Raw genomic sequence first — 22,065 nt, forward strand, 5'->3', positions numbered from 1 at the left:
TCCCGGCTGGCGGCGCGCCTTACCCGGCAAGCCGCCAGACCGAGCTGCGCTTGATCTCGGCATCCTCCAGCGCGCGCGTCACCGGCACTTCATAGGTGGCGACCGCCTCCAGCTTGCCGCGCGGCAGATAGCTGCGACCGGGGTCGCCGATCAGCACCGTAGCCCCACGCGCCGACAGCCCCGACAGCCAGTCGATCACGCGCTCGGCCATCGCGCGCTCGTAGCAGACGTCCCCGGCGCAGATGACCTCCCAGCCCTCGTCGCGGCCGATCAAGTCCTCGCAGCGCGCTGTCACCGCGACGCCATTGGCAGCCGCGTTGATGCCGATCGCCGCCGCAGCGAAACCGTCGATGTCGCAGGCCTCGACCGGCGCCGCTCCTGCCTTCGCCGCTGCGATCGCCACAAGCCCGGAGCCGGAGGCGAAATCCAGCATCCGGCGATCCGCGACGATCTCACCATGGTCTAGCAGATAGCGTGCGAGAGCCTGCCCGCCCGCCCAGGCAAAAGCCCAGAACGGCGGCGGCAGGCCGATCACGGCGAGCTCGTCCTCCGTCTTCTGCCAGAGCTCCGTCGCTTCCTCGGCGACATGCAATGAAATCTCCGGCGCATGCGGCACCGGAAGCAACCGGGTATGAGCGCGGATGAAGGCTTCGCGATCGAGCGCAGCTTCGCCGCTCATGCAGCGACCTCGGGCGTAGAGCCGCCAAGCAAGCTCAGATAGAGCGTCTTCACGCCGTTCATCACGTCGCGCTCGGTATGGCCGTCGAGCAGGCGGGCCCGCGCACTATCTCCCATGCGCTCGACAAGGCCGGGAGCACGGGCGAGGACCACGAGTGCCCTCGCCAGCGCCGCCGCATCGTCGGCTGGAACCACCATCCCGTCCTGCCCGTCGCGGACGAAGCTGCGGCAGCCCGGAACATCCGTTGTCAGGATCGCCCGGCCGCAGGCCGCAGCTTCCAGGATCGTGCGCGGCAGGCCCTCGCCGCCTCGCGAGGGCAGGATGCAGAGATGATGCGCCTTCCAGACACCCTCGATATCGCGCGTCGGCCCGGCCCAGGTGATCCCCGGCCGCGCGGCCCATTCCTTCAATGTCGCCTCGGGAATGGCCTTCGGGTTGGACGGATCGGGCGCGCCATGGATGGTGAGCGCGACCTTCGCCCCCTCGGCCCGCGCGAGCCTCACCGCCTCGACCGCGAGATCGACGCCCTTGGACCAGAGCATGCGCGCGACCAGCGCGACCTTGAGCGGCGGCGCCGGCGGCATCGGCGAAGGCATCAGGATCAGCGGATCGACACCGGCCCCGCCGACAATCGCGACCTTTGCCGCGTCCTGCGGATCGAGACCGAGCGTGACGGGATCATCGGGATTCTCAAACAGGAAGCGGACCTGCGGCCCATCGATGGCGCCGCGCAGCCAGGTGATCGCCGCGAAACGCGCCATCGCCGCGAGTGCCCCCTGCCTGGCGCCAAGGAAGCCGAGCCCGGTCAGCGCATAGACCCGGCGCTCGACGCCCGCCAGCTTCCCGGCGAGCCCGGCGAGCGCGATCGGCTTCAACGCGATGCAGTGCAGGATATCGGGTCGTTCCGCCGCAATCAGGCGCTTCAGCGCGCCGATCTGCTTGAACAAGGCCCGCGGATCGAGACTGCGCCGCTCCGCCTCCAGCCCGATCAGCCGCGCGCCCGTCGCCTCGATCACGCGCCGGTGGTTGCGTTCGCGCGCGATCACCGCGACGTCGAAGCCGAGCTCGCGCGCGGCCCGGGCCATCGGCAGGAAATGCGAGGCGAAGAACCAGTCCTCGGTGGCGACGAACAGGAGTTTCGGGCGCGGCATCGCGCCATCAGGCCGATGCGGCGGCGAAGGTCAAGAGCGCCTGCCGATCAGGGCCGCGCCGTCGCGACCGGCAGCACGCGGGCGAGCGCCGTCGGCGGGTCGATCCGCCCGGCGCCGAAGGTCGGGTCGCGCCCGCGCGAGCCGAGATCGGTCGCGCTTTCGGCGAGCACCCGGCGGGCGCTGTCGGTATCGAGCTCCGGCTGCTTTTCGAGCAGGAGCGCGACCAGCGCGGTGACATGGGCGGCGGCGATCGACGTGCCTGAGGTAAAGGCGTAGCGTCCGCCGGGCTCGGCCGTCAGCACGTCGACGCCAGGGGCCGCGATCGCGACATAACTACCGCGATTGGCATCGCTGAAGACCTTATCCTCGGCATCGGTCGCCGTCACCGCGATCACGCTCGGATCGGCGCCCGGATAGAGCGGCGCCGAGCGGGCTCCGCCATTGCCGGCGGCGGCGATAGTGATGACACCGCGCTCCTTCGCGCCGGCCAGCGCCTTGGAGAGCAGCCGGTCCTGCGGGCCGGCGAAGCTGAGATTGATCACCTTGGCGCGTTGCTGGACCACCCATTCGAGCGCGGTCAGAATCTGGAACGACTTGCCGTTGGCTGAGGTCGCCTGCGGCCCGCCGAAGGCGCGGGCGACGATGAGGCGGGCTGCAGGAGCGATACCCTGCAATTCGCCATGCGCGACGATCGCCGTCGCCATCGAGGTGCCGTGCGCATGCGGCGTCGCCAGTCCGTCGATCGCATCGAGATAGCCGAGGACCGAGCCCCTGATTTCGGGATGCTCCATATCGACGCCGGAATCGATCAGGCCGACGCGGATGCCGCGCCCCTGCGCCAGCTTGCGCACCTCGCCGAGGCGCAGCTTCTCGACGATGTATTGCGGCGGCAGGATGCGCCGCACCGCGGCGCTGCCGCGCGCCGCCGTCGCGGGATCGGCCAGGCGCAGGCTCGGCGGCGGTGGCGCGGCGGTCGCTTCCGATGAGGCGGTGGTTGCTCCCGCCGGCGCGCCGGCACGGGACTGGGAGTCCTGCTGCAATTCGAAGAGGAAGTTCGGCTGCGCCCCGGCGATGCTGGTGTCCTCGGCCATCGCGGTGAGCACGGCGCGCAGGTCGCGTCCAGCCTCGATCCTGGCGCGGATGATGGTGACGCCTGCGAGCTCGAAGCGCTGGCTGGCGATCAGCGTCGCGCCATAGCGGCGCAGCACCGCCTCCGCCTCGACATTGGGCGCAAGCTCGAACAGCACCTCGTCGGGGACGAAGCGGGTCTCGTCCATCGCCGGAACGATGCTGCGCTGGGCTCGCGGCTGCAGCCAGGAGCCGGGCGGCACGCGCATCGAGCGGTTGGTTCCACCGGCGGATGGCTGCTGCGGGCTCGTCGTCGGCGCGACGCGCTTATCCCTGCCGTCACCGGTCCCACCCGCGGGCTGCGCGAAAGCCGGTCCCGGCACGAGCGCGAGCACGCATGCGACAAGGCCGGCGCCGGCGAGGCACCGAAGCGATGACTTCCGACGGACGAACGGGGACGGCAGCATGGCCTCACCCTCCTGCGACGACGACATCATGCCATGGCGCCCAGCAACCGCGCCAGCCGGTTCACGGCGCCGGTGCGACGAAGCTGACGATGGCGCTCTCGCCCTTCATCCGCGCCGCGATCGCATCGAGCTGGGCGGAGGAGAGGGAGGCATCGCCGACGCGCACCTTGAAGAAGCCGTTGGCGCGCGGGCCATCGACCACCGAGGCGTCGAAGCGCTTGAAGAAGGAGGCGATCTCGCCGGCCCGCGCCTCGGGCGAGAAGCTCAGCAGCACATAGCTCTCCGACGGCCGCGCACCCGGCGCCGAAGCGGTCTCGAAGCCGGAGCCGCCCTTGTGCAGCGCAAGCCCGGTGATCGCGACGCCCTGCAGCGCGATCAACGCGATTGCGGCGGCGCTGACATAGGCCAGGCGACGCGGCGGCTGCCCGGCCAGAAGTCCGCCGAGCCAGCCCAGGAAACCGCGGCTGTTGTCCTTGGCACGTGCCAGCAGCGGCACCGGGCGGGCTTCCGCCTCGATCCCGGCCATCAGCTTTTCGAGCGCGTTATGGGAGGGAGCGCCGAGGCCCTCGTTGAGCAGGACCGTCTCGGCCATGTCGTCGCGGATCAGATCGAGCCGGGCGGCCAGCTCGGCATCGACGGCGAGCGCAGTCTCGACGCGGCGCTTGTCGGCGTCGGAGATCCGGCCATTGGCATAGAAGGGCAGCAGCTCCTCGAGCTCGCGGCGCTTCGGATCGCTGGCGATGCTGTCGTTCATCACGCCACTCCTCGGGCGGCCGGGCCGCGCCTCATAAAAACGGAATTCTTACGGCCAGCCGCGGTCGATGCCGGCAGCTTTGAGCAACTCGCCCAGCTTCTTGCGGGCGTGGAAGAGCCGGGTCTTGACGGTGTTCTCGGGGATTCCGACGATCCGTGCGACCTCCTCGACAGAAGTCTCATGGTAATAGACGAGGTCGATGACCTCGCGGTGCTCGGCCGAAAGACGTCCGAGGCAGGCGCGAATAGCGAGACCCTTGTCCTGCTTCTGCAGCACGATCTCGGGGCCGTCGGCCTCGTCCTCGATGCTTTCGGCATAATCCTCGTCCAGCTCGGCATCGCGGCGCTTGCGCAGGAGCGACCAGGCCTTGTTCCGGGCAATGGCGAGCAGCCAGGTCGAGACCGAGGCGCGAGCCTCGAACCGGTCCGCCTGTCGCCACAGATCCATGAACACGTCACTGATCACATCCTCGGCAAGCGTCTCGTCGCGGACGAGCCGCAGCACGAAACGGTAGACCCGCACCTGATGCCGCGAAAACAGCACCTTCATCGCGAGCCGGTCACCAGAGGCGATCCGTTTGACGAGATCCTCGTCCGATTCCGTATGCATTGCCCCTCGAAGGCCAGGCATCCCGGCTCGCATCCAGTTGTCGCGGCGAGCAGGAAAAAGGTTCAACCCGGCGCGCACATTAATCTGCGCAAGCGGATTTGCCGATAGGTCGATGCGAAACGGATAGGAGTTTTTTGGCCGAAAAGCAGCCATTGCCTGGGGCAGGCGCTTCCATCGCAGTTAAGCGGATATGAAAAGGGGCGCTCGCGGCGCCCCAAATCGCATTCTCTAGAGATGCGCGAATTCCTGTCGCCCGGCCGATGTCGACCGAGCCGAAAAGGCGTCAGCGGCGCTTGCCGGCCGTCCGCATCTGCATGTACTGCACGGCTTCCAGCAACACCTTGCGCGGACGCTCGGCGTCGCGCTTGGCCTGCTCCGCCTTGCGGGCAACCTCGCGGGCGATCTCTTCCTGGCGCTTCTCTTCTTCGATGCGCGCACGTTCGATCGCTTCCAGGCGCTCGTTCTCGGCCCGGATCTTCGCCTTCTCGGCTTCGCGCTCGGCGCGGGCCTGGGCGATAGCTTCCCGCTCCTCGCGTCGCTGCACCATCACCGGGTCGTCGGCCTTCGGCCGGGCCTTGAAACGCTCGAGCAGCGCCTTCTTGGCATTGGCGGAATTGGACTGGCGGTCGGTGAAGCTGCGGTCGTTCGGGTTCTTCAAGGGTGATCTTCTCTCGGGTTGTTACGGGCGTTTGCTCGGCCCGCGCGGGCGAGATAATCCAGATCCGGCCGGATTGGTATCGAAATCGACGCGCGGCAGCCCCGCTTCCAACGCTTATCGGGCGGCAGGCCCTGCTTACCGCACGCCAAAAACGCATGAGAATGGCAGGATCGGCACCCGATCAGACGGGCGGGCCAGTCCATGCATATGGGCAGCCAGCCCGTGCCTGTCAATGCAGAGAGCCCTTTTGCGCGCCGCATCGCGACTGGAAAACACCTCTATGCTTTACAAGCGAGGCATTTTCGCCAACAGGCAGGGCGACTGCCGCAACAACGCCGTGCTCCCCGTGAAGACGCCCCTGCTCTCCGATTTCCGCCGCATCGTCGTCAAGGTCGGCTCCAGCCTGCTGGTCGACCGCGATCGCGGCCGACTGCGCCATGCCTGGCTCGCCGCGCTGGCGGAGGACCTTGCCGAGTTGCACCAGCGCGGCGCCGACGTGCTCGTCGTCTCCTCCGGCGCGATCGCGCTCGGGCGCACCGTGCTCGGCCTGCCCTCCGGCCCCTTGCGCCTGGAAGAGAGCCAGGCCGCCGCGGCCGTCGGCCAGATCGCGCTCGCCCGCAACTGGGCCGAAGCGCTCGGCGCCCATGGGCTGACCGCCGGGCAGGTGCTGCTGACGCTGGCCGATACCGAGCAGCGCCGCCGCTATCTCAACGCACGCGCGACGCTCGGCCGCCTGCTCGACCTGCGCGCCATCCCCGTCATCAACGAGAACGACACGGTCGCCACCACCGAGATCCGCTACGGCGACAATGACAGGCTCGCGGCGCGGGTCGCGACCATGGCCGGCGCCGACCTGCTGGTGCTGTTCTCCGATATCGACGGGCTCTATACGGCGCCGCCCGCGAAGGACCCCGGCGCCCAGCATATCCCCGTGGTCGAGCGCATCACGCCCGAGATCGACGCCATGGCCGGCGGCGCGGCGTCCGAGTTGTCGCGCGGCGGCATGCGCACCAAGGTCGAGGCCGGCAAGATCGCGGCAGCCGGCGGCACCCATATGCTGATCGCCGACGGGCGGGCCAAGAACCCGCTTGCGAGCGTCGCCGATGGCGGCCGCTGCACCTGGTTCCTCACGGCTTCGACGCCCGCCACCGCCCGCAAGACCTGGATCGCCGGCTCGCTGGAGCCGCGCGGCACGCTGCATCTCGACGCCGGCGCGGCCCGCGCGCTGCGCGGCGGCGCGAGCCTGCTGCCGGTCGGCGTCACCCGGATCGAGGGCGAGTTCGCGCGCGGCGACGCCGTGCTGATCCGCGACCCCGAGGGACAACTGCTCGGACGCGGCCTTGTCTCCTATGACGCGGGCGAGGCGGCTCTGGTCCTCGGCAAGGCCTCGCGCGACATCGAGACCGCGCTCGGCCATCCCGGTCGCGCCGAGATGATCCACCGGGACGACATGGCGCTCGGGCTGGGTTAAACTTTCTTCGGGACTGGCATTTGCCAGCCGGATTTTGGACTGAACGAGATGACCGGCGACAGCGCATTGCGCATCATCGCGACGAACGAGGCCGCTGATGTCGGCCGCGTCATGCAGGATCTCGGCCGGCGCGCCCGCGCCGCCGCGCGCAAGGTCGCGCTGAGCCCGGCCGGACAGCGGAACGCCGCGCTCCTCGCAATGGCGGACGCTTTGCGGGCTCGCACCTCCCGCATCCTCGCCGCCAACGCCCAGGACCTCGCCGACGGCAAGGCCGCCTCCTTGAGCGCCTCCTTCATGGATCGCCTCGCCCTCGATGAGACGCGGCTTGCCGCCATCGCCGATGCGGTCGCCGAAGTCGCCACCCTGCCCGATCCGCTCGGGCGGGTGCTGGCGGAGTGGACGCGGCCGAACGGTTTGCGCTTCGAACGCGTCGCAACCCCGCTCGGCGTCATCGCCGTGATCTTCGAGAGCCGCCCCAACGTCACGGCCGATGCCGGCGCGCTCTGCCTGAAGAGCGGCAATGCCGCGATCCTGCGCGCCGGCTCCGACTCCTTCCGCTCCTCGACCGAGATCGCCGCCGCGATGCGCGAAGGCCTGGAAGCCGCCGGCCTGCCCGCCGACGCGATCCAGCTCGTGCCGACGCGCGACCGTGCCGCTGTCGGCGAAATCCTCTCGGGGCTGAACGGCAATATCGACGTCGTCGTGCCGCGTGGCGGCAAGAGCCTCGTCGCCCGCGTCCAGAGCGAGGCGCGCGTGCCGGTCTTCGCCCATCTCGACGGCAACTGCCATGTCTATGTCGATGCGAAAGCCGACCTCGCCATGGCCCGCGAGATCCTGCTCAACGCCAAATTGCGCCGCACCGGCGTCTGCGGCGCGGCCGAGACGCTGCTGGTCGACGAAGCCTGTGCGGCGACCCACCTCGTCCCGCTCGTCGGCGCTCTGCTCGAAGCCGGCTGTGCCGTACGTGGCGATGAGGCCGCCAGGACGGCCGATGCCCGTGTGACGGCCGCGACCGAAGAAGACTGGGCGACCGAATATCTCGACCGGATCATCGCCGTGAAGACCGTCCACGGCATCAATGCCGCGATCGACCATATCGAGCGCTACGGCTCGCACCATACCGATGCGATCGTCACCGATGACGCGGCCGCCGCCGCCCGCTTTCTCGCCGAGGTCGATTCCGCCATCGTCATCCACAACGCCTCGACCCAGTTCGCCGATGGCGGCGAATTCGGCTTCGGCGCCGAAATCGGCATCGCCACCGGCCGCATGCATGCACGCGGACCGGTCGGCGTCGAACAGCTCTGCTCCTTCAAGTACCGCGTCCACGGCGCGGGCCAGATCCGGCCCTGAGGCGAAGCAGGACGCATGACGAGCGAGCTGACGCGCCTGCCGTCCCGGCTGCCCCCCTTTGCGCCCGGCCTGCGCGTCGGCCTGTTCGGCGGCAGCTTCAACCCGGCCCATGACGGGCATCGGCTCGCAAGCCTGACCGCCTTGCGCCGGCTCCAGCTCGACCGCGTCTGGTGGCTGGTCACGCCCGGCAATCCGCTGAAGGACAATGCCAAGCTACCCTCGCTCGCCGAACGCATCCGCCAGGCTGAAAGCATCGCCGGCCATGCCCGCATCGACGTCACCGGCGTCGAGGCGATGCTGCGCACCCGCTACACCGCCGACACGTTGCGTGCGCTGAAGCGGCGCTGTCCGGGCGTCAATTTCGTCTGGGTCATGGGCTCGGACAATCTCGCCGGTTTCCACCGCTGGAACGAATGGCGCGCCATCGCCCGGATGATGCCGATCGCGATCATCGACCGGCCGGGCTCGACCCACAGCGCCATGGCCTCGCCTGCCGCGAACTGGCTCTCGCGCTGGCGCCTGCCCGAAAGTCGGGCGGCGGCCCTGCCGCGCATGAAGCCTCCAGCCTGGGTCTTTCTGCACGGGAAGCGCTCGATGTTATCCTCGACCATGCTACGCAGACAGGCTGGTCGCGATTGAATTCCGGGACTTCCCGGCTTATTTTGGCTGCATCGCGCCAAGCGCGCATCTGGATCGAGAGGATACGTCACTGACCCGTCAAACCCTTGGTGAAGCCGAGCCGAAGCCGCTTCCCCAGGCTGCCGTCGCGGACAATCCCTCTGCCGACAGCATCGCCCTCGCCCAGCGTGTCCTCGAGGACATGAAGGCCGAGGACATCACGGTGATCGACCTCGTTGGCAAGACCTCGCTGGCTGACGCGATGATCATCGCCTCGGGCAACGTCAACCGCCACGTCGCGGCCATCTCGGACGCGCTCATCGAAGCCCTCAAGGCCTCGGGATTGCCCACGCCGAACGTCGAGGGCATGCCGGCTTGCGACTGGGTGCTGATCGATACCGGCGACATCATCATCCACGTCTTCCGACCCGAAGTGCGCCAGTTCTACAATCTCGAGAAGATGTGGGGCACCGACCGGCCGAACGAACGCCTCGACAGCTGAAGCTGTTTTCGGATGCGGCTCGCGGTCATCGCCGTCGGCCGGCTCAAGGACGGGCCGGAACGCGAACTCTGCGAGCGCTATCGTGAGCGCGGCCTCGCGCTCGGTCGCAGCATCGGCCTCAGCGGTCCCGACATCGTCGAGATCGCAGAGGGCCGCGGCCGCCGCCCCGACGAGCGAAAGCGCGAGGAGGCGCAGGCCATTCTCGCGCAATTTTCCTCAGCCAAGGCGCAGCCTGGCCTGATCATCGCCCTTGACGAGCGCGGCCGCCAGCTCGGCAGCGAAGCCTTTGCCAGCCGCCTCGCCACCGCCCGTGATTCCGGAACCGGCCATGCCAGCCTGATCATCGGCGGCGCCGACGGCCTGAGCGAGGAGATCCGCGACAGGGCCGATATCACGCTCGCTTTCGGCGCCTTGACGATTCCGCACCAGATCGTCCGCGCGCTGGTGCTCGAGCAGCTCTATAGGGCGATGACGATCATCTCCGGCCACCCCTATCATCGCGTATGACCGCGCTGCTGATTCGCTCCGGACTGCGCTGCCTGGGCCTCGCCGCTCTGCTGGTAGCCGCGTTCGGTGCTTCCGCCCTTGCCCAGACGCCCCAGCCGGATCCGGAAGCCCTCCAGCGCGAGGCGATGCAGAAGCTTGTCGAGAAGCAGGCGCGCGAGAGCGAGCTCAAGGCGATCGAGCAGCGTCTCGCCGGAAACGCCGACGCCCGCGCCGCCCTCGAGAAGGAAATGGCGGGCATCCGCGCCGATCGTGCCGCTCTCAACAAGGCTCTCCTCGAAACCACCGCCAGGACGCAGGCCGGCGAGGAGCGGCTCGGCGCGCTGGAGACGCGGCTCAGCCTCCTGCAATCCAGCGAGACCGCGATTCGCCGCTCGCTCGACGGCCGGCGCAACCTGATCGCCGAGGTTCTGGCCGCGCTGCAACGCATCGGCCGGCGCCCGCCCCCGGCCGTGCTGGTACGCCCCGAGGATATTCTCGAAGCCGTACGCGCCTCGATGCTGCTCGGCGCCGTCGTGCCCGATCTCAGGCAGGAGATCGAAATTCTCGGCACCGATCTCGCCGAACTCGTGCGGCTGCGCCAGGGCATCGCCACCGAAAAGGGCCACATCGGCACGGAAATGGAGCAGATCGCAGCCGAGCGCCAGCGCCTCGCCGCCCTGATCGAGGCGAGGCGCGAGCGCGAGGCCAGCGCCGCCAAGGATGTCGAGCAGCAAGCCGCGCTCGGCAGGGAGCTCGCCGGGCAGGCCCGCTCGATGCGGGATTTCGTCGAAAGGATCGAGAAGGAGATCTCCGTTGCCAACAAGGCGGCCGACGCCGCCCGCCAGGCGATCGAGCAGGAAACGCGCGACCAGCGCGAACGCATGACGGCGCTGGCCTTCAAGGACCCCGCGCGGCTTGCCCCGAAGATCGCCTTCGCCGAGGCCCGGGGCCTGCTTTCCCTGCCGGTGGCAGGATCACGATTGCGTGGTTTCGGCGATGCCGACGGCGCCGGCGGCACGATTCGTGGGATTTCGCTGGAGACCCGGCCGGGCGCCCTAGTTTCGGCGCCTTCTGACGGTTGGGTGGTTTATGCGGGGCCGTTTCGCTCGTTCGGGCAACTCTTGATCCTGAACGCTGGCGGAGGATACTACATCCTGCTAGCCGGCATGCAGCGGATCGATGTCGCGCTCAATCAGTTCGTGCTGGCAGGGGAGCCGGTTGCGGCGATGGGCGAAACGTCGGAAGCTGCCGCGACGACGGTAGGAGTGGGAACCGGGCAGCCGGTTCTGTATATCGAATTCAGGAAAGACGGCGTTTCGATCGACCCGACACCGTGGTGGACGAAATCGCAAGGCGAAAAGGTTCGCGGATGATGCGCAAGGTTTCCCTCGTTCTCGCCGGCGCCATCATGGGCGCAGGTCTGACCGGACTGGCCACACAGACCAGGCTGCTCTCCTCGACCAGCGCGGTCGCGGCCTCGGCCGAGGTCTATCGCAGCCTCAACCTTTTCGGTGACATCTTCGAGAAGATCCGCACCGACTATGTCGACAAGCCCGACGAGCAGAAGCTGATCGAGGCCGCGATCAACGGCATGGTCTCCTCGCTCGACCCGCATTCCTCCTATCTCGACTCCAAGTCCTTCCGCGACATGGATACCGACATGCGCGGCCAGTTCGGTGGCCTGGGCATCGAGGTGACGATGGAGGACGGCGTCCTCAAGGTCGCCAAGCCGATCAAGGACACGCCCGCCTCCAAGGCCGGCATCCTCGCCAACGACATCATCAAGCAGATCGACGGCGCCGAGGTGAAGGGCCTGTCCCTGACCCAGGCCGTCGAGAAGATGCGTGGGCTGATCAACACCCAGGTCACGCTCAAGATCGACCGCCCCGGCAAGACCGAGCCGCTCGAATTCACCCTGACCCGCTCGACCATCGTCGTCCCGGCCGTCGAGGAACGCGTCGAGGGGGATATCGGCTATATCCGCATCGGCACCTTCTCCGAGCAGACCTATGACGGCCTGCGCAAGGCGATCGAGAAGACCACGAGCGAGATCGGCGCCGACAAGCTGAAGGGCTATGTCATCGACCTCCGCAACAATCGCGGCGGACGCCTCGACCAGTCCGTGCTGGTTTCCGACGCCTTCCTCGATCGCGGCAAGATCGTCTCGACCCGCGGCCGCAATGCCGAGGAGACCCAGGTCTTCAACGCCAAGTCGGGCGACCTGACCAAGGGCAAGCCGGTCGTGGTGCTGATCAACGGCTCCTCGGCCTCGGCGGCCGAGATCGTCGCCGGCGCCCTGCAGGACCACAAGCGCGCGACCGTGATGGGCACGCGCTCCTTCGGCAAGGGCTCGGTCCAGACCGTGATCCCGCTCGGCTCCAATGGCGGCCTGCGCCTGACCACGGCGCGCTACTACACGCCGTCGGGCAACTCGATCCAGGCCAAGGGCATCACGCCGGATATCGAGGTCCAGCAGGACATCCCGCAGGAGATCAAGGACAAGCTCGTCGATAACAAGGGCGAAGCTTCGCTGAAGGGCCATCTCAAGGCCGGCGAGGGCGAGGAGCAGTCCGGCTCGAGCTCCTATGTGCCGACCGACGCGACCAAGGACACCCAGCTCATCGCCGCGCTGAACCAGTTGCGCGGCGTCAAGAAGGATGTTGCTGCCCCCGCGGAGAAGCCGGCCGCCCCGGCCGCGCCCGCCACTCCCGAGGCCCCCAAGCAGCCGAACTGAGCCTGCGGGCTCGACGCCGGGCTCCTTAGGCGCCAAGACTAGCGCGCGGACCGGTGATTCGGGTCCGCGTCGCAACCTCGAGGACGGCCTTTCACGGCCGGAACGCCGCTGACGGAGCTCAATCGACCGCTCGGCAGGGATCGCCCGGCGGCCTCTGGCAGGCCCTGGGGACGCTGGCTCGCGATGGCGGCTGCCGGTTGCGTCGGCGTGGCCGTATTGGGGCTCTTGCTGACAGTGGCGCTGCGTCGCGATCCCGATGGCGGCGAGCCGATGGCCGTGGCCTCGATCGAAAAGCGCGTCGCCCCCGTCTCCTCCGTGCCTGCCACCGCCGATGCGTCCACGTCGCGTGGACCGGCCAGCGCCGCCCAGCTTGAGAACAGCGCGGGTGTGACCGTGACGCGTGCAGGCGAGGATGCGCCGGACGCCATCATCATCACCATTCCCAGCGAGGCCCGCACCATCAAGCTCGCGACGGCCCCCGACAGCCGCCTGGTCGAGCGCTCGCGCTACGGCCTGCTGCCGAAGCTCGGCCCCGACGGCGCGACCCCGGCCAGGATCTATGCCCGCCCGCTCGGCCTCGAGCCGGAGCCGAAGCCGGCCGGCCGGATCGCGCTGCTCGTTGGCGGGCTCGGCATCAGCCAGAGCGGCACCGCCGACGCGATCGCGAAGCTGCCCCCGCCGGTTTCGCTCGCCTTCGCGCCTTATGGCACCGAGCTCGAACGCACCGTCCAGCGTGCCCGCGGCGAAGGCCACGAGGTCTTCCTGCAATTGCCGATGGAGCCCTTCGACTATCCCGACAACGACCCCGGCCCGCATACACTGCTGACCGGCCCGAAGGCGCCCGACAATATCGACAAGCTGCATTGGGCACTCGGTCGCTTCACCGGCTATGTCGGCATCGTCAATTTCCTCGGCGGCCGCTTCACCGCCGATGAGAGCGCTCTCTCCCCGATCCTGCGCGAGCTCGCCGGCCGCGGCCTGATGGTCGTCGATGACGGTTCGTCCCCGCGCAGCCTGCTCGCCGGCTCGGCCGACCGCGCCCGCATCCCCGCCCTGAAGATCGATCGGGTCATCGACGGTGTCCCCCGCGCCGATACCATCGACAAGGAACTGGCCGCTTTGGAGTCTCTCGCGCGCGAGCAGGGCATCGTTGTCGCCGCCGCAAGTGCCCTGCCGGTCTCGATCGAACGGATCAACCGCTGGGCCCAGTCGCTGGACGCCAAGAAGCTCGTGATCGTTCCCGTCAGCGCCGCCCGCGGCTTCCGTACGGCCAAGCCCCCCGTATCGCCCAGAACCACCGGATCGCTGCGATGACCGACACGGCCCCCGAGGGCTACCGCCCCTGCGTGGGCTTAGCCCTGTTCAACGCCGAGGGCCTCGTCTTCGTCGGCCGCCGCGCCGACAAGACCAAGCGCGAGCATGTCGCGCCGGGCCATGCCTGGCAGATGCCGCAGGGCGGCATCGACGCAGGCGAGACGCCGCTGGAGGCTGCGCGGCGCGAGCTCGCCGAGGAAACCAGCGTCACCTCGGTCGAGCTTCTCGCCGAGGCCCCGGGCTGGCTCGCCTACGACCTGCCCGTCGATATCGGCAAGGAGGCCTGGAAAGGCCGCTGGCGCGGCCAGGCACAGAAGTGGTTCGCCTTCCGCCTTGTCGGCCCCGAGGACGAGATCGACGTCCTCACGCCGGCCGGCGGCCACAAGGCCGAGTTCGATGCCTGGCGCTGGGCGCGGCTCGACGAGACGCCTGAACTGATCATCCCCTTCAAGCGGGAGGTCTACCGGCAGGTCGCGAAACATTTCGCCCCGTTTGCGGGCGATACCCGCTAGAGCATCGGCCCGAAAAGTGGAACGCGGTTTTCGGAACATGCCGATGCAAAATCAGAAACTTGGAGCATCGGACTGAATACGGCGTTCAGTCCGATGCTCTAGAAACCGAGCGCTCTCTCAGCCCGTGAAGTAGACGACGCGCCCGATCCAGTAGCCCTGGTAGAGGATGTGCACGCTGGCGAGCGCGATGTGCACCCCGCGCCGCGCCGAGACATAGGCGATCAGGCATAGCGCCATCCCGATCGGGACCTGCACGAGATAATCGCCGCTCAACTGGCTCCAGTGCTCGGTGCCCTTGATCAGGGTATCGACGACATCGAGCAGGAAGGTCGCTGCCAGCAAGCCGAAGAACCAGTGTCGGCGCCGGATGAAGAAATCCTCGTAGCCGGCATATTCCGCGATGTTGTCCGGGAACAGCAGCGCCGAGATCAGGTAGAGCACGACGGCATAGCCGACCAGGAAGAGGTAGACGCCGAAGCTCCAGGCCTGGATCCGCGACAACCCGAACTCCCACCACCAGAACAGCACGAGCTCGAGCAAGATCGAGCCGACCCAGAGCATGTGGAGCAGCGAGACGCGATAGCGGCCGGGATGCTGGATGAAGCCGGCAAGGCCGGCCAGCATCCGCGTGATGCCCAGGCCGATGACCATGCCCAGGACGATGCGGATATGGGTGAAGAGTTCGTGCGGCGAGACGGTCTCCATGATCCGTGCTTAGAGCATGGAGCTTTGGGGCGGAAGCACCGTCATTCCGGATAAATCACGAGAACGGCGCCGATCCGGAGCCATCGCAAAGCGCCGCGCAGTGATCGCCGCGCCAAAGGCGAAATGGCGTCCCGGAAGGGATTCGAACCCCTGACCTACGGTTTAGGAAACCGCAGGTCTCGGAACTCGCCGCCACGCTGCGTAGCGGGGAAGAAGGCCTTCGGCAAGCCCGAAAAGCGCAACGATATCGGTAGCTAAGCCCTCTTAGGTACCGCGATCATTAACCAAATTACCGCCATCGGCCTTGCCTGCATAGGGTTTGGGGATTCTAACAATCCTGTCCAAATCCTGTCCAAGTTCGCGAGGCGTTCTCCATGCCGAAGAAGCTCACCGAGGCATCGGTCAAAAAAGCCCTCGCCGACGGCGCCGCGGGCTTGAGCTATGACGTGACGGACGCCGGCGCCGCCGGCCTTATCCTGCGCGCAGCGCCCCGGGGATCCTCCTGGCTCGTTCGGTTCATGTGGGGCGGCTCATTCAAGCGCCTTCGTCTCGGCCCGGTCGACCTCGTCTCGCTGACCGTCGCGCGGGAGATCGCGGCCGCTGCTCGCACGCTGATCCGCGAGCAGGATATCTGTCCGACGGAGGCGTGGGTTCATGATCAACTTGTCCGCCGGCGAGTGCTCGCCAAGCCCGAGCCGGAGCACGTGTCGCCACCGAAGCCCACGACCTGGACCTACTCTGAGGCGGTCGAGCATTACCTGACCGAGGTGAAGAGGACGCGCCGCGAGCGGACCTGGTCGGATCGACGGGACATGCTGAACATCGTCGAAATGCGCCCGCTGCGCGACCGCCCCGTCGGCTCCATCGCTCGCCGCGAGATCGCGACGGTCGTCGCAGAGATCCATCGCAGCGGCCGCGAGCGGCATGCGGCGCATCTCTGCGAAGCTGTCCGGCCGCTCTGGACATGGCTCGCCGGCGATGCGCAGCAATTGCGGTCTGGCGTTCTCAGCACTGATATGGCCCAGCTTCGGGCGCCTGAGAAAACCAACCGCGAGGGTGTAGACGATGGTGGCTACGTCCCGCCGCCGGCGGAGATTGGCCGCATCCTCAAGATTGCCCAGGCTGGCGTCGTCGACGAGGTGCTCGCCGATGCGCTCCTGCTGATGCTTTTCACCGCGCAACGCCGTCGCTCGGTCGTCAATGCGAGGCTGACGGATTTTATCGAAGAGCCCGACGGAAGCCTGACGTGGGCCATCGCCCCGATCCATAGAAAGACTGGACGCGGGAAGAAGCGGACGCACGACCTTCCGCTGCCATCGACACCCGCAGCAATGGTTCGCCGGCGGATCGCGGCCGTAGCGGCCGACGAGGAAAGCGAATCGCCGTGGCTGTTTCCGGCGACGCGCCCGCGTCGTGCAGGCGACGAGGTCTCGCATGTCCACGCCGATTCGCTGACACATCTCCTCGACGCCCTTCCTGGGTCTGACGCTGCGCCCCACGACATTCGGCGCGGGTTCACGACGCACCTCGAAGACCTCCTCGGCCTCGACGCTTCGGAATTGAAGCTCGTGTTGGATCACTCGGAGGGCAAGAGCGGCGACGACGTCACCGAGAAGCACTACAGCCGGGCACGACGCCTTGCCCGGAAGGCTGCCATGCTGGAGCCTTGGGCGGCGCTAATCGAAAAGCATGCGGCCGCCTTGGCGCTCGGAGATCTCGACGCATTGCGCGACGGGATCACCGCCGGGCGCAAGAGGCAGAAGACGAAGAAGGGAACGAAGGCGGCCGCTTGAAGAAGAGCGAATCCGGCCGCATATTTCGGACATCGCCCCTCGCGGGCGGGCTAACCAGGGCTTGAGTTCGGGGCGGTCCAACTGCCTCAAGCCGCCCCATCTATAAGCGGGCGGGCAGACCAAAGGCTTGGTCATCGGCCATCACGATCGTCGCCTCTTATGCAGGCGGGTAACGAGAAAGGCCTCGGAGCGATCCGGGGCCTTTCTCGTTAGGGGACGGGCTCGGAACTGCTTCTCAATGTTGTCGCGACTGGCTCATGCTTGCTCCGGTCGCCTCGCGCGCGCGAGGGCCGGAGCCGCTTCTCCTGTGGATATAAAATTCGCTGTCAGCGAATTTCATTTGCGGTCCCGAGAGAATCAGATACGGCTTAGCCATCGAATGAGAACGGGATGACCTTCACTCACTGAAGCCCTGCGGGGCTTCGCGGGAGGCGCAAGCCTCCTACCCAACTCTCCGGCGCGTGCGGGGCATCCGCGGCGACGGGGCGGGCGGCACCGCGAAGGGCGCGGTGCCGCCCGTACATGCAGGTAATGCGCTTCCGCCCACTTCTCTCGGACCTGGAAGGGGTCGCCGCAATTTCGCGGCGGCTGGTTCAGAGGAGGCCTTCATGGAAGGTGAATTCGATCGGAAGCGGCGGCGGGCGAAGACGAGCCGGTTCAATTGGGCCAAGCGCCTGATGCGCCCGCTCACTGTTCGGCTGGCGGTGGCTGTCGTCGTCGGGATCACGAAGGTGATCGCGGCGTTCTACAAGCTCTACTGCGAGTTTCGGAACTAGCCCGTCGCCCTGTCTTGTACGCCATCAGGAGTATGTGATGTTGAACGAGGCGCTCCGCTTGATCCGGGTGTTCCACGACATGAAGCAGGCCGAGGCGGCGAAGGCTCTCGGCGTGTCGGCGTCATATCTGTCCGAGGTCGAGAAGGGCAAGAAGAAGCCGACGCTGGAGCTCGTCGAGAAGTACGCGGAGACATACCGGATTCCGGCATCGTCGATCATGTATTTCTCCGAGAACATGGGGCAGACCCGCGCCGTCGAGGCGGCTCGCACTGCTGTTGCCGGCAAAATTATCAAGCTGATGCAGTTCCTCGAAGCGAAGGCCGAGAAGGTCGATGCCGATTAAGCGAACGACGCACGATCTGGGTCAGTCCAGTCTCTATCGGCTGGTTCGGCGCCGCCGGCTGGGCGAGTTGCTCGACCTGACCGATGCGCAGCTTCGATATCTCACCAAGTACGCGGACACGCTTTACCGTGAGAGCGACGTTCCGAAGAAGAACGGCGATGGCACCCGGCACATCGAAGACCCCGCCAAGCTGCTGAAGCAGGCCCAGAGCCGATTGGCGACCCTGCTCTCGCGCATCACCCCACCGGAGTTTCTGTTCTGCCCTGTGAAGCGGCGCTGCTACGTGACGAACGCCGCACAGCATCGTGGCCACCGCGTTGTGCGTTCGCTCGACATTCACAAGTACTTCCCGAACACGACCTCGCGACGGGTCTTCTGGTTCTTTTCGTCGGTGATGAAGTGCGACCGGTCCATGGCCGGAACGTTGACGAAGCTCGCCTGCTATCGAGAGCACCTGCCGACCGGCAGCCCCCTCAGTCCGATCATGGCCTTCTTCGCGCACTACGACATGTGGAACGAGATCGCGGCGATCTGCCGCCGTGAGGGGCTGACACTGACCGTCTACGTCGACGACGTGACGGTTTCCGGCGACAAGGTGTCAGAAAGCCTGGTTTGGGAGATCAGGCAAGCGATCCACCGATCCGGCCTGCGCCACCACAAGGAGAAGGCCTTCTACGATCGTCCCGCCGAGATCACGGGCGTCATCGTGACGGCCGCCGGCATCGAGGTTCCGCACAAGCAGTTTCGTAAGCTGCGTTTGGCCGTCGCCGCCGCGAAGGAAGCCGGATCGCGGCAGACGAAGAAGGCTCAGGAGAAGTTGGATGGCCTCAAGGGTCAGCTAGCCCAAATCCAAAAGGTGTCGGCGACGCTGCAGAATTGACAGCCAGCCGCTGTAGATCGATAAGCCGCGCAACGGGGGAATGTCCCGAGCGGCAAAGGGGGCGGACTGTAAATCCGCTGGCTATGCCTTCGCAGGTTCGAGTCCTGCTTCCCCCACCACCATAGATGACCGCTTCCAGTAGCCATCATCGAGCGATGCCCAGAGCGCCATGCTGAGGTATGTGCCGTAAGGTCGCGCCGCCTCTGGATCGAACCTAGCGTCCTTCGACAGCGAGCCTTCTATCAGTTTGATGGCGCGGGCGATCGAGCCATCACTGAGTGGCAAGACGTCCACATGGCCGAAATGGAATATTGCCAGGATAGCGGCCGTCCATTCCGACAACCCCCAGAACGACGACACGGACCGGCGCAGGTCGTCGAACGCCATCTCCGGCCAAGCGCGGATCTCCTCGGCACGAATGACGGTCCCCGCTCCGAATTCCTGGATAGTCCTGATCTTGCGCCCCGACAGCCCGGCCGTACGCAGGAGGTTCTCTGGCAGGTCCCAAGCGCGGCACTGGCGCTCGTCGCATGCGACCACAACCCTGGCGTGGATCGATGCTGCGGCTTTCGAAGACAGCATCTGACCGATGACGGTTTTCACCACCGCCTCGTCCACCGGAGTGTTCTGCGGCAGCGGCACCGGGCGATGTCCGACATCGTCGAATAGCGGCGCGAGAAAGGGATAGGCTTGGCGCAGATGACGGAAGGCGGCGTCGTCCACCTAATTGACTCCAGCATAAGGCAAATCGGATCCTGAACACCCCGTACAAGGTGATTCGCAGTCGATGGCTACCGAGAAATTCCTATCGACGATCAATGACCCCAACACGGCCATAACCCCCATCGATACTGCTATCCGATTTCCCGAGATCCTCGACATGCTTGCCGAGCGATACAAGGACGACATCGCCCTTTTCATCAAGATGATCGCCGAGGCGAAGTCGAGCGCAGAGCTTTTGGACCGCATTCGTCAGAGGGGCATTCCGGCGGACCAGCGGATGTCGCTGCTGAAGATGTTTCGGCGCTGCGTGTCGCCGGTACTCGACACCGAGACGACCAAGAAGTTGAAGATCACAACGCTCAGCCTGGTCGAAAACTACGGCACCACCTTCAAGCCGATCGACGTGTTGAAAAAGCAGTTTGCCGAACTTTCGGCCGACGCTAAGGCCGCTTTAGCGGCACTGATCGGCGAGTACGATACCCGCGGCGCGTCGGGGTATATCCTCACCGACCTCTTCTTCAATTGGTTCGAAGAGCGCTTCAAGGACGTCCTGACAATCGAGGGACCACGCGGCGCCGGCCGCGACATCGAGCTCAATACGATCTTCAAGGATTTCCCCGGACAGTACCCCTGCGATTTCGTCATCCGAAAGGCAGACACCCAAGAGGTGCTCGCCGTCGGGTTTGCTCGGTACGATTCGACCCGCGGCGGCGCCCAGTCGGACGACCGCACCGGAGGCAATGCCTACAAGGTCGCGAAGGCTAAGGAATACTGCGACAAGAGCGGCGACCAGCTCCGCCTGCTCTTCCTCGCCGACGGCCCAGGCCTCGGTCACAAGGACACATGGTTCGAGGCCTGCGACCTCGATGGCCAATGGGACGGCAATGTCCGGGTGACGACGATGAAGCTTGCCGACGTTCGCGTCACCCAGGATTGGCTTATGCGCGTCGCCTCAAGTTGAGGCCAACGCCGAGATCTCGTTCCGGAACGGGTCGATCAGTTCCTCGTCAACGGCGAACGTGAAGTTCACGGCGGCCCGATTAGATGGGGGCTTGGTCTCGACTTTATTTTTGCCGTCCGGAGCCCCGAACAGGTCGACTACCTTCGGATCGTCCTCATCGTCAGTCCGGCCCCGATCGACATAGTCGCCCATCTTCTCTGATCCGTGCCGCAAGCGCTTAAGCGTGGCCTTGATCGCCGCGAAGGATTGATCGAAGCCGATCCAACGGCGTCCCTGATCCTCGGCCGCACGCAGCGTCGTCCCCGAACCACAGAATGGATCGAGCACCAGGTCCCCCGGATCGCTGCTGGCGCCCACGATCATCCGCATCATGTGCAGGTTCTTCTCGGTCGGGTAGCCGGTGATCTCGATGCTCTGGTGGTGAGCATCACGGAAGTTCGTCCAGGAATCCGTGTACGGGACCAGCTTGTCGTCGGTGAGATGAACCTTCCGCCTTGGGTTTCCGGTCTTCGACCAGTGGATGTCGCCGTTCGCATCCATCTCGTCGAGCTTAGACGGTAGGTACTGCCAGTGCTTCCCGGGCGGCGGCATCATGCCCTTCCACAAACCGCCCGTGGCGCCGTTGCGCGTGCCGGGGGCATGAACTGGAACGAGCTTGTATCGTCCTTTAGGACCGATCTTGTTGTACTCCTTCGCAATCCATTCCTCGGGCGGCTTCTCGCCCGGTTGGTTCCACTTGAAGTTGGCCGTCTTCGAATAGAAGAGGACGTAGTCGTTCATGTTGGAATAGCGGTTGCGGGTGTAGTTTTTGCTGCTGCAAGTCCGCCGGCTGATCAGGTTCCGAAAGTTGGCCGCACCAAAGATCTCGTCCATCACCACTCGCAGGTGCGAAACCATTTGATGGCCGATGTGGACGTAGATCGACCCGTCGTCGGCAAGGACCTCGCGCATGAGGACGAGCCGGCGCCGCATGTATTCGACGTAAGCGGCGACACCTTGGCTGTCCTTATAGGAATGCTCTAGCTGGCGTGATTGGAAATCCAGGCCCGTATTGTAGGGCGGGTCGAGATAGATCAGCGTCGCCTTGGTGCCATTGGCAATCATCTGGTGCAGACCGAACAGGTTGTCGGTGAGTACGACCGAGTTCGGGATAATCGGGGACGGGGTAAGGGCGCCGTCTGCTGAAACGGTAGCGAACCCGCTCGCCAGGGGTTGGAGGATCTCATCGGTCGTCAGGCGCCCGGGATACGACAGCACCGGTTCGCATGCTGCCTCCGGTAGAGGGTACGGATCACGGTGTGGAAGGACGGCTGTCAGTGCGTCCTCGCCTAGCTGTTCCTGGCGGTTGATGCCTGTTGCCACCCGACGCTCTCCAAATCATTTGGTTACCACACGCTTGGTGTAGAGCTGTCGGATTCGCGGGTAAACGAGTTATCTGGCCGCTGCGATTTTTATCCAACGCCGATGACGCGACCGCACCGTCGCGGACCTATCGTCCTGCGTAAAAA

General features: G+C 66.3%; 24 protein-coding genes and 1 tRNA gene. 15 read left to right on the plus strand and 10 right to left on the minus strand.

All coding sequences use genetic code 11. The features are described from left to right. Nucleotides 1-19: 19 nt before the first annotated feature. The 6 genes from BLQ70_RS19425 to BLQ70_RS19450 all read right to left on the minus strand — a co-directional run bounded on the left by BLQ70_RS19425 (nucleotide 20) and on the right by BLQ70_RS19450 (nucleotide 5,386). On the minus strand, nucleotides 20-679 hold the full coding sequence (locus BLQ70_RS19425; protein ID WP_091860113.1) for a class I SAM-dependent methyltransferase: 660 nt from the start codon (nucleotides 677-679) through the stop codon (nucleotides 20-22). Then, nucleotides 676-1,830: a glycosyltransferase gene (locus BLQ70_RS19430; protein WP_091860116.1), complete on the minus strand. Its 1,155-nt coding sequence runs from the start codon at nucleotides 1,828-1,830 to the stop codon at nucleotides 676-678. The genes BLQ70_RS19425 and BLQ70_RS19430 overlap by 4 nt, the downstream gene beginning before the upstream one ends. Before the next feature lie 47 nt (nucleotides 1,831-1,877). Next, entirely contained in the window at nucleotides 1,878-3,365 is a 1,488-nt protein-coding gene (locus tag BLQ70_RS19435; RefSeq protein WP_170843474.1) for a S8 family serine peptidase, read from the minus strand. A gap of 61 nt (nucleotides 3,366-3,426) precedes the next feature. Further along, a complete protein-coding gene (locus BLQ70_RS19440) occupies nucleotides 3,427-4,119 on the minus strand; it encodes an anti-sigma factor (protein ID WP_061971332.1) in 693 nt (230 codons plus the stop codon). Between the two features lie 48 nt (nucleotides 4,120-4,167). Beyond that, entirely contained in the window at nucleotides 4,168-4,749 is a 582-nt protein-coding gene (locus BLQ70_RS19445; protein WP_425284620.1) for a sigma-70 family RNA polymerase sigma factor, read from the minus strand. Nucleotides 4,750-5,011: 262 nt separating this feature from the next. Further along, nucleotides 5,012-5,386, minus strand: a complete 375-nt coding sequence (locus BLQ70_RS19450; RefSeq protein WP_061971329.1) for a DUF6481 family protein — start codon at nucleotides 5,384-5,386, stop codon at nucleotides 5,012-5,014. A gap of 280 nt (nucleotides 5,387-5,666) precedes the next feature. Between BLQ70_RS19450 and proB the strand changes: the two genes are divergently transcribed. The 5 genes from proB to rlmH all read left to right on the plus strand — a co-directional run bounded on the left by proB (nucleotide 5,667) and on the right by rlmH (nucleotide 9,837). Beyond that, nucleotides 5,667-6,857 carry a glutamate 5-kinase gene (proB, locus tag BLQ70_RS19455; protein WP_091860121.1) on the plus strand — a complete coding sequence of 397 codons (1,191 nt, stop codon included), beginning with the start codon at nucleotides 5,667-5,669 and terminating at the stop codon, nucleotides 6,855-6,857. 111 nt (nucleotides 6,858-6,968) lie between these two features. Further along, nucleotides 6,969-8,210, plus strand: coding sequence for a glutamate-5-semialdehyde dehydrogenase (locus BLQ70_RS19460; protein ID WP_091860748.1), 1,242 nt, complete (start codon nucleotides 6,969-6,971; stop codon nucleotides 8,208-8,210). Nucleotides 8,211-8,225: 15 nt separating this feature from the next. Continuing rightward, nucleotides 8,226-8,849, plus strand: a complete 624-nt coding sequence (locus tag BLQ70_RS19465) for a nicotinate-nucleotide adenylyltransferase (RefSeq protein WP_061971326.1) — start codon at nucleotides 8,226-8,228, stop codon at nucleotides 8,847-8,849. Nucleotides 8,850-9,000: 151 nt separating this feature from the next. Beyond that, entirely contained in the window at nucleotides 9,001-9,330 is a 330-nt protein-coding gene (gene rsfS, locus BLQ70_RS19470; RefSeq protein ID WP_082617706.1) for a ribosome silencing factor, read from the plus strand. Between the two features lie 12 nt (nucleotides 9,331-9,342). After that, nucleotides 9,343-9,837, plus strand: a complete 495-nt coding sequence (gene rlmH / locus BLQ70_RS19475; RefSeq protein ID WP_061971323.1) for a 23S rRNA (pseudouridine(1915)-N(3))-methyltransferase RlmH — start codon at nucleotides 9,343-9,345, stop codon at nucleotides 9,835-9,837. Here rlmH and BLQ70_RS26025 read toward each other — a convergent pair. Beyond that, on the minus strand, nucleotides 9,825-10,550 hold the full coding sequence (locus BLQ70_RS26025) for a hypothetical protein (RefSeq protein ID WP_244512099.1): 726 nt from the start codon (nucleotides 10,548-10,550) through the stop codon (nucleotides 9,825-9,827). The genes rlmH and BLQ70_RS26025 overlap by 13 nt on opposite strands. 39 nt (nucleotides 10,551-10,589) lie before the next feature. On the opposite strand from BLQ70_RS26025, the gene BLQ70_RS26030 reads away from it, so the two are divergent. From BLQ70_RS26030 to BLQ70_RS19495, 4 genes are all read left to right on the plus strand, one after another. Beyond that, on the plus strand, nucleotides 10,590-11,189 hold the full coding sequence (locus BLQ70_RS26030; RefSeq protein ID WP_244512100.1) for a murein hydrolase activator EnvC family protein: 600 nt from the start codon (nucleotides 10,590-10,592) through the stop codon (nucleotides 11,187-11,189). After that, nucleotides 11,189-12,550, plus strand: a complete 1,362-nt coding sequence (locus BLQ70_RS19485) for a S41 family peptidase (RefSeq protein ID WP_061971560.1) — start codon at nucleotides 11,189-11,191, stop codon at nucleotides 12,548-12,550. The genes BLQ70_RS26030 and BLQ70_RS19485 overlap by 1 nt, the downstream gene beginning before the upstream one ends. Before the next feature lie 183 nt (nucleotides 12,551-12,733). Beyond that, on the plus strand, nucleotides 12,734-13,864 hold the full coding sequence (locus tag BLQ70_RS19490) for a divergent polysaccharide deacetylase family protein (RefSeq protein ID WP_091860127.1): 1,131 nt from the start codon (nucleotides 12,734-12,736) through the stop codon (nucleotides 13,862-13,864). Further along, nucleotides 13,861-14,376: an RNA pyrophosphohydrolase gene (locus BLQ70_RS19495; RefSeq protein WP_091860130.1), complete on the plus strand. Its 516-nt coding sequence runs from the start codon at nucleotides 13,861-13,863 to the stop codon at nucleotides 14,374-14,376. The genes BLQ70_RS19490 and BLQ70_RS19495 overlap by 4 nt, the downstream gene beginning before the upstream one ends. A 117-nt stretch (nucleotides 14,377-14,493) precedes the next feature. On the opposite strand, the gene BLQ70_RS19500 is transcribed toward BLQ70_RS19495, so the two are convergent. Further along, complete coding sequence (locus tag BLQ70_RS19500) at nucleotides 14,494-15,081, minus strand: hypothetical protein (RefSeq protein WP_091860134.1); 588 nt, start codon at nucleotides 15,079-15,081, stop codon at nucleotides 14,494-14,496. A 374-nt stretch (nucleotides 15,082-15,455) separates the two neighbouring features. On the opposite strand from BLQ70_RS19500, the gene BLQ70_RS19510 reads away from it, so the two are divergent. From BLQ70_RS19510 to BLQ70_RS19525, 5 genes are all read left to right on the plus strand, one after another. Then, nucleotides 15,456-16,874 carry an integrase family protein gene (locus BLQ70_RS19510; RefSeq protein WP_091860138.1) on the plus strand — a complete coding sequence of 473 codons (1,419 nt, stop codon included), beginning with the start codon at nucleotides 15,456-15,458 and terminating at the stop codon, nucleotides 16,872-16,874. Between the two features lie 608 nt (nucleotides 16,875-17,482). Then, complete coding sequence (locus BLQ70_RS25705) at nucleotides 17,483-17,650, plus strand: hypothetical protein (protein WP_170843476.1); 168 nt, start codon at nucleotides 17,483-17,485, stop codon at nucleotides 17,648-17,650. Between the two features lie 37 nt (nucleotides 17,651-17,687). Continuing rightward, nucleotides 17,688-17,993 (plus strand): helix-turn-helix transcriptional regulator, encoded by a 306-nt coding sequence (locus BLQ70_RS19515; RefSeq protein WP_091860141.1) that lies wholly within the window; start codon nucleotides 17,688-17,690, stop codon nucleotides 17,991-17,993. Then, nucleotides 17,983-18,873, plus strand: a complete 891-nt coding sequence (locus tag BLQ70_RS19520; protein ID WP_091860144.1) for a reverse transcriptase family protein — start codon at nucleotides 17,983-17,985, stop codon at nucleotides 18,871-18,873. The genes BLQ70_RS19515 and BLQ70_RS19520 overlap by 11 nt, the downstream gene beginning before the upstream one ends. 34 nt (nucleotides 18,874-18,907) lie before the next feature. Then, nucleotides 18,908-18,992, plus strand: a tRNA-Tyr gene (locus BLQ70_RS19525). Here BLQ70_RS19525 and BLQ70_RS19530 read toward each other — a convergent pair. After that, the gene (locus BLQ70_RS19530; protein ID WP_091860147.1) at nucleotides 18,955-19,596 is read right to left on the minus strand and encodes a DNA-3-methyladenine glycosylase family protein; all 642 of its coding nucleotides are present in this window, start codon (nucleotides 19,594-19,596) and stop codon (nucleotides 18,955-18,957) included. The two genes, BLQ70_RS19525 and BLQ70_RS19530, sit on opposite strands and share 38 nt — an antisense overlap. A 64-nt stretch (nucleotides 19,597-19,660) precedes the next feature. Here BLQ70_RS19530 and BLQ70_RS19535 point away from each other — a divergent pair, with 64 nt between their 5' ends. Continuing rightward, nucleotides 19,661-20,557 (plus strand): hypothetical protein, encoded by an 897-nt coding sequence (locus tag BLQ70_RS19535; RefSeq protein ID WP_091860150.1) that lies wholly within the window; start codon nucleotides 19,661-19,663, stop codon nucleotides 20,555-20,557. Here the strand turns inward: BLQ70_RS19535 and BLQ70_RS19540 are convergent. Next, nucleotides 20,549-21,919 carry a site-specific DNA-methyltransferase gene (locus BLQ70_RS19540; RefSeq protein ID WP_091860153.1) on the minus strand — a complete coding sequence of 457 codons (1,371 nt, stop codon included), beginning with the start codon at nucleotides 21,917-21,919 and terminating at the stop codon, nucleotides 20,549-20,551. The genes BLQ70_RS19535 and BLQ70_RS19540 overlap by 9 nt on opposite strands. Nucleotides 21,920-22,065 lie beyond the last annotated feature (146 nt).

The organism is Allobosea robiniae (assembly GCF_900102525.1).
GTDB classification, from domain to species: Bacteria; Pseudomonadota; Alphaproteobacteria; order Rhizobiales; family Beijerinckiaceae; genus Allobosea; species Allobosea robiniae.

Bases quoted from the DNA above. Each gene is read 5' to 3' on its own strand.
- BLQ70_RS19425 (WP_091860113.1), bottom strand. From the start codon at position 679: ATGAGCGGCGAAGCTGCGCTCGATCGCGAAGCCTTCATCCGCGCTCAT.
- BLQ70_RS19430 (WP_091860116.1), bottom strand. From the start codon at position 1,830: ATGCCGCGCCCGAAACTCCTGTTCGTCGCCACCGAGGACTGGTTCTTC.
- BLQ70_RS19435 (WP_170843474.1), bottom strand. From the start codon at position 3,365: ATGCTGCCGTCCCCGTTCGTCCGTCGGAAGTCATCGCTTCGGTGCCTC.
- BLQ70_RS19440 (WP_061971332.1), bottom strand. From the start codon at position 4,119: ATGAACGACAGCATCGCCAGCGATCCGAAGCGCCGCGAGCTCGAGGAG.
- BLQ70_RS19445 (WP_425284620.1), bottom strand. From the start codon at position 4,749: ATGCCTGGCCTTCGAGGGGCAATGCATACGGAATCGGACGAGGATCTC.
- proB (WP_091860121.1), top strand. From the start codon at position 5,667: ATGCTTTACAAGCGAGGCATTTTCGCCAACAGGCAGGGCGACTGCCGC.
- BLQ70_RS19460 (WP_091860748.1), top strand. From the start codon at position 6,969: ATGCAGGATCTCGGCCGGCGCGCCCGCGCCGCCGCGCGCAAGGTCGCG.
- BLQ70_RS19465 (WP_061971326.1), top strand. From the start codon at position 8,226: ATGACGAGCGAGCTGACGCGCCTGCCGTCCCGGCTGCCCCCCTTTGCG.
- rlmH (WP_061971323.1), top strand. From the start codon at position 9,343: ATGCGGCTCGCGGTCATCGCCGTCGGCCGGCTCAAGGACGGGCCGGAA.
- BLQ70_RS26030 (WP_244512100.1), top strand. From the start codon at position 10,590: ATGCGGGATTTCGTCGAAAGGATCGAGAAGGAGATCTCCGTTGCCAAC.
- BLQ70_RS19485 (WP_061971560.1), top strand. From the start codon at position 11,189: ATGCGCAAGGTTTCCCTCGTTCTCGCCGGCGCCATCATGGGCGCAGGT.
- BLQ70_RS19490 (WP_091860127.1), top strand. From the start codon at position 12,734: ATGGCGGCTGCCGGTTGCGTCGGCGTGGCCGTATTGGGGCTCTTGCTG.
- BLQ70_RS19495 (WP_091860130.1), top strand. From the start codon at position 13,861: ATGACCGACACGGCCCCCGAGGGCTACCGCCCCTGCGTGGGCTTAGCC.
- BLQ70_RS19500 (WP_091860134.1), bottom strand. From the start codon at position 15,081: ATGGAGACCGTCTCGCCGCACGAACTCTTCACCCATATCCGCATCGTC.
- BLQ70_RS19510 (WP_091860138.1), top strand. From the start codon at position 15,456: ATGCCGAAGAAGCTCACCGAGGCATCGGTCAAAAAAGCCCTCGCCGAC.
- BLQ70_RS25705 (WP_170843476.1), top strand. From the start codon at position 17,483: ATGGAAGGTGAATTCGATCGGAAGCGGCGGCGGGCGAAGACGAGCCGG.
- BLQ70_RS19515 (WP_091860141.1), top strand. From the start codon at position 17,688: ATGTTGAACGAGGCGCTCCGCTTGATCCGGGTGTTCCACGACATGAAG.
- BLQ70_RS19520 (WP_091860144.1), top strand. From the start codon at position 17,983: ATGCCGATTAAGCGAACGACGCACGATCTGGGTCAGTCCAGTCTCTAT.
- BLQ70_RS19535 (WP_091860150.1), top strand. From the start codon at position 19,661: ATGGCTACCGAGAAATTCCTATCGACGATCAATGACCCCAACACGGCC.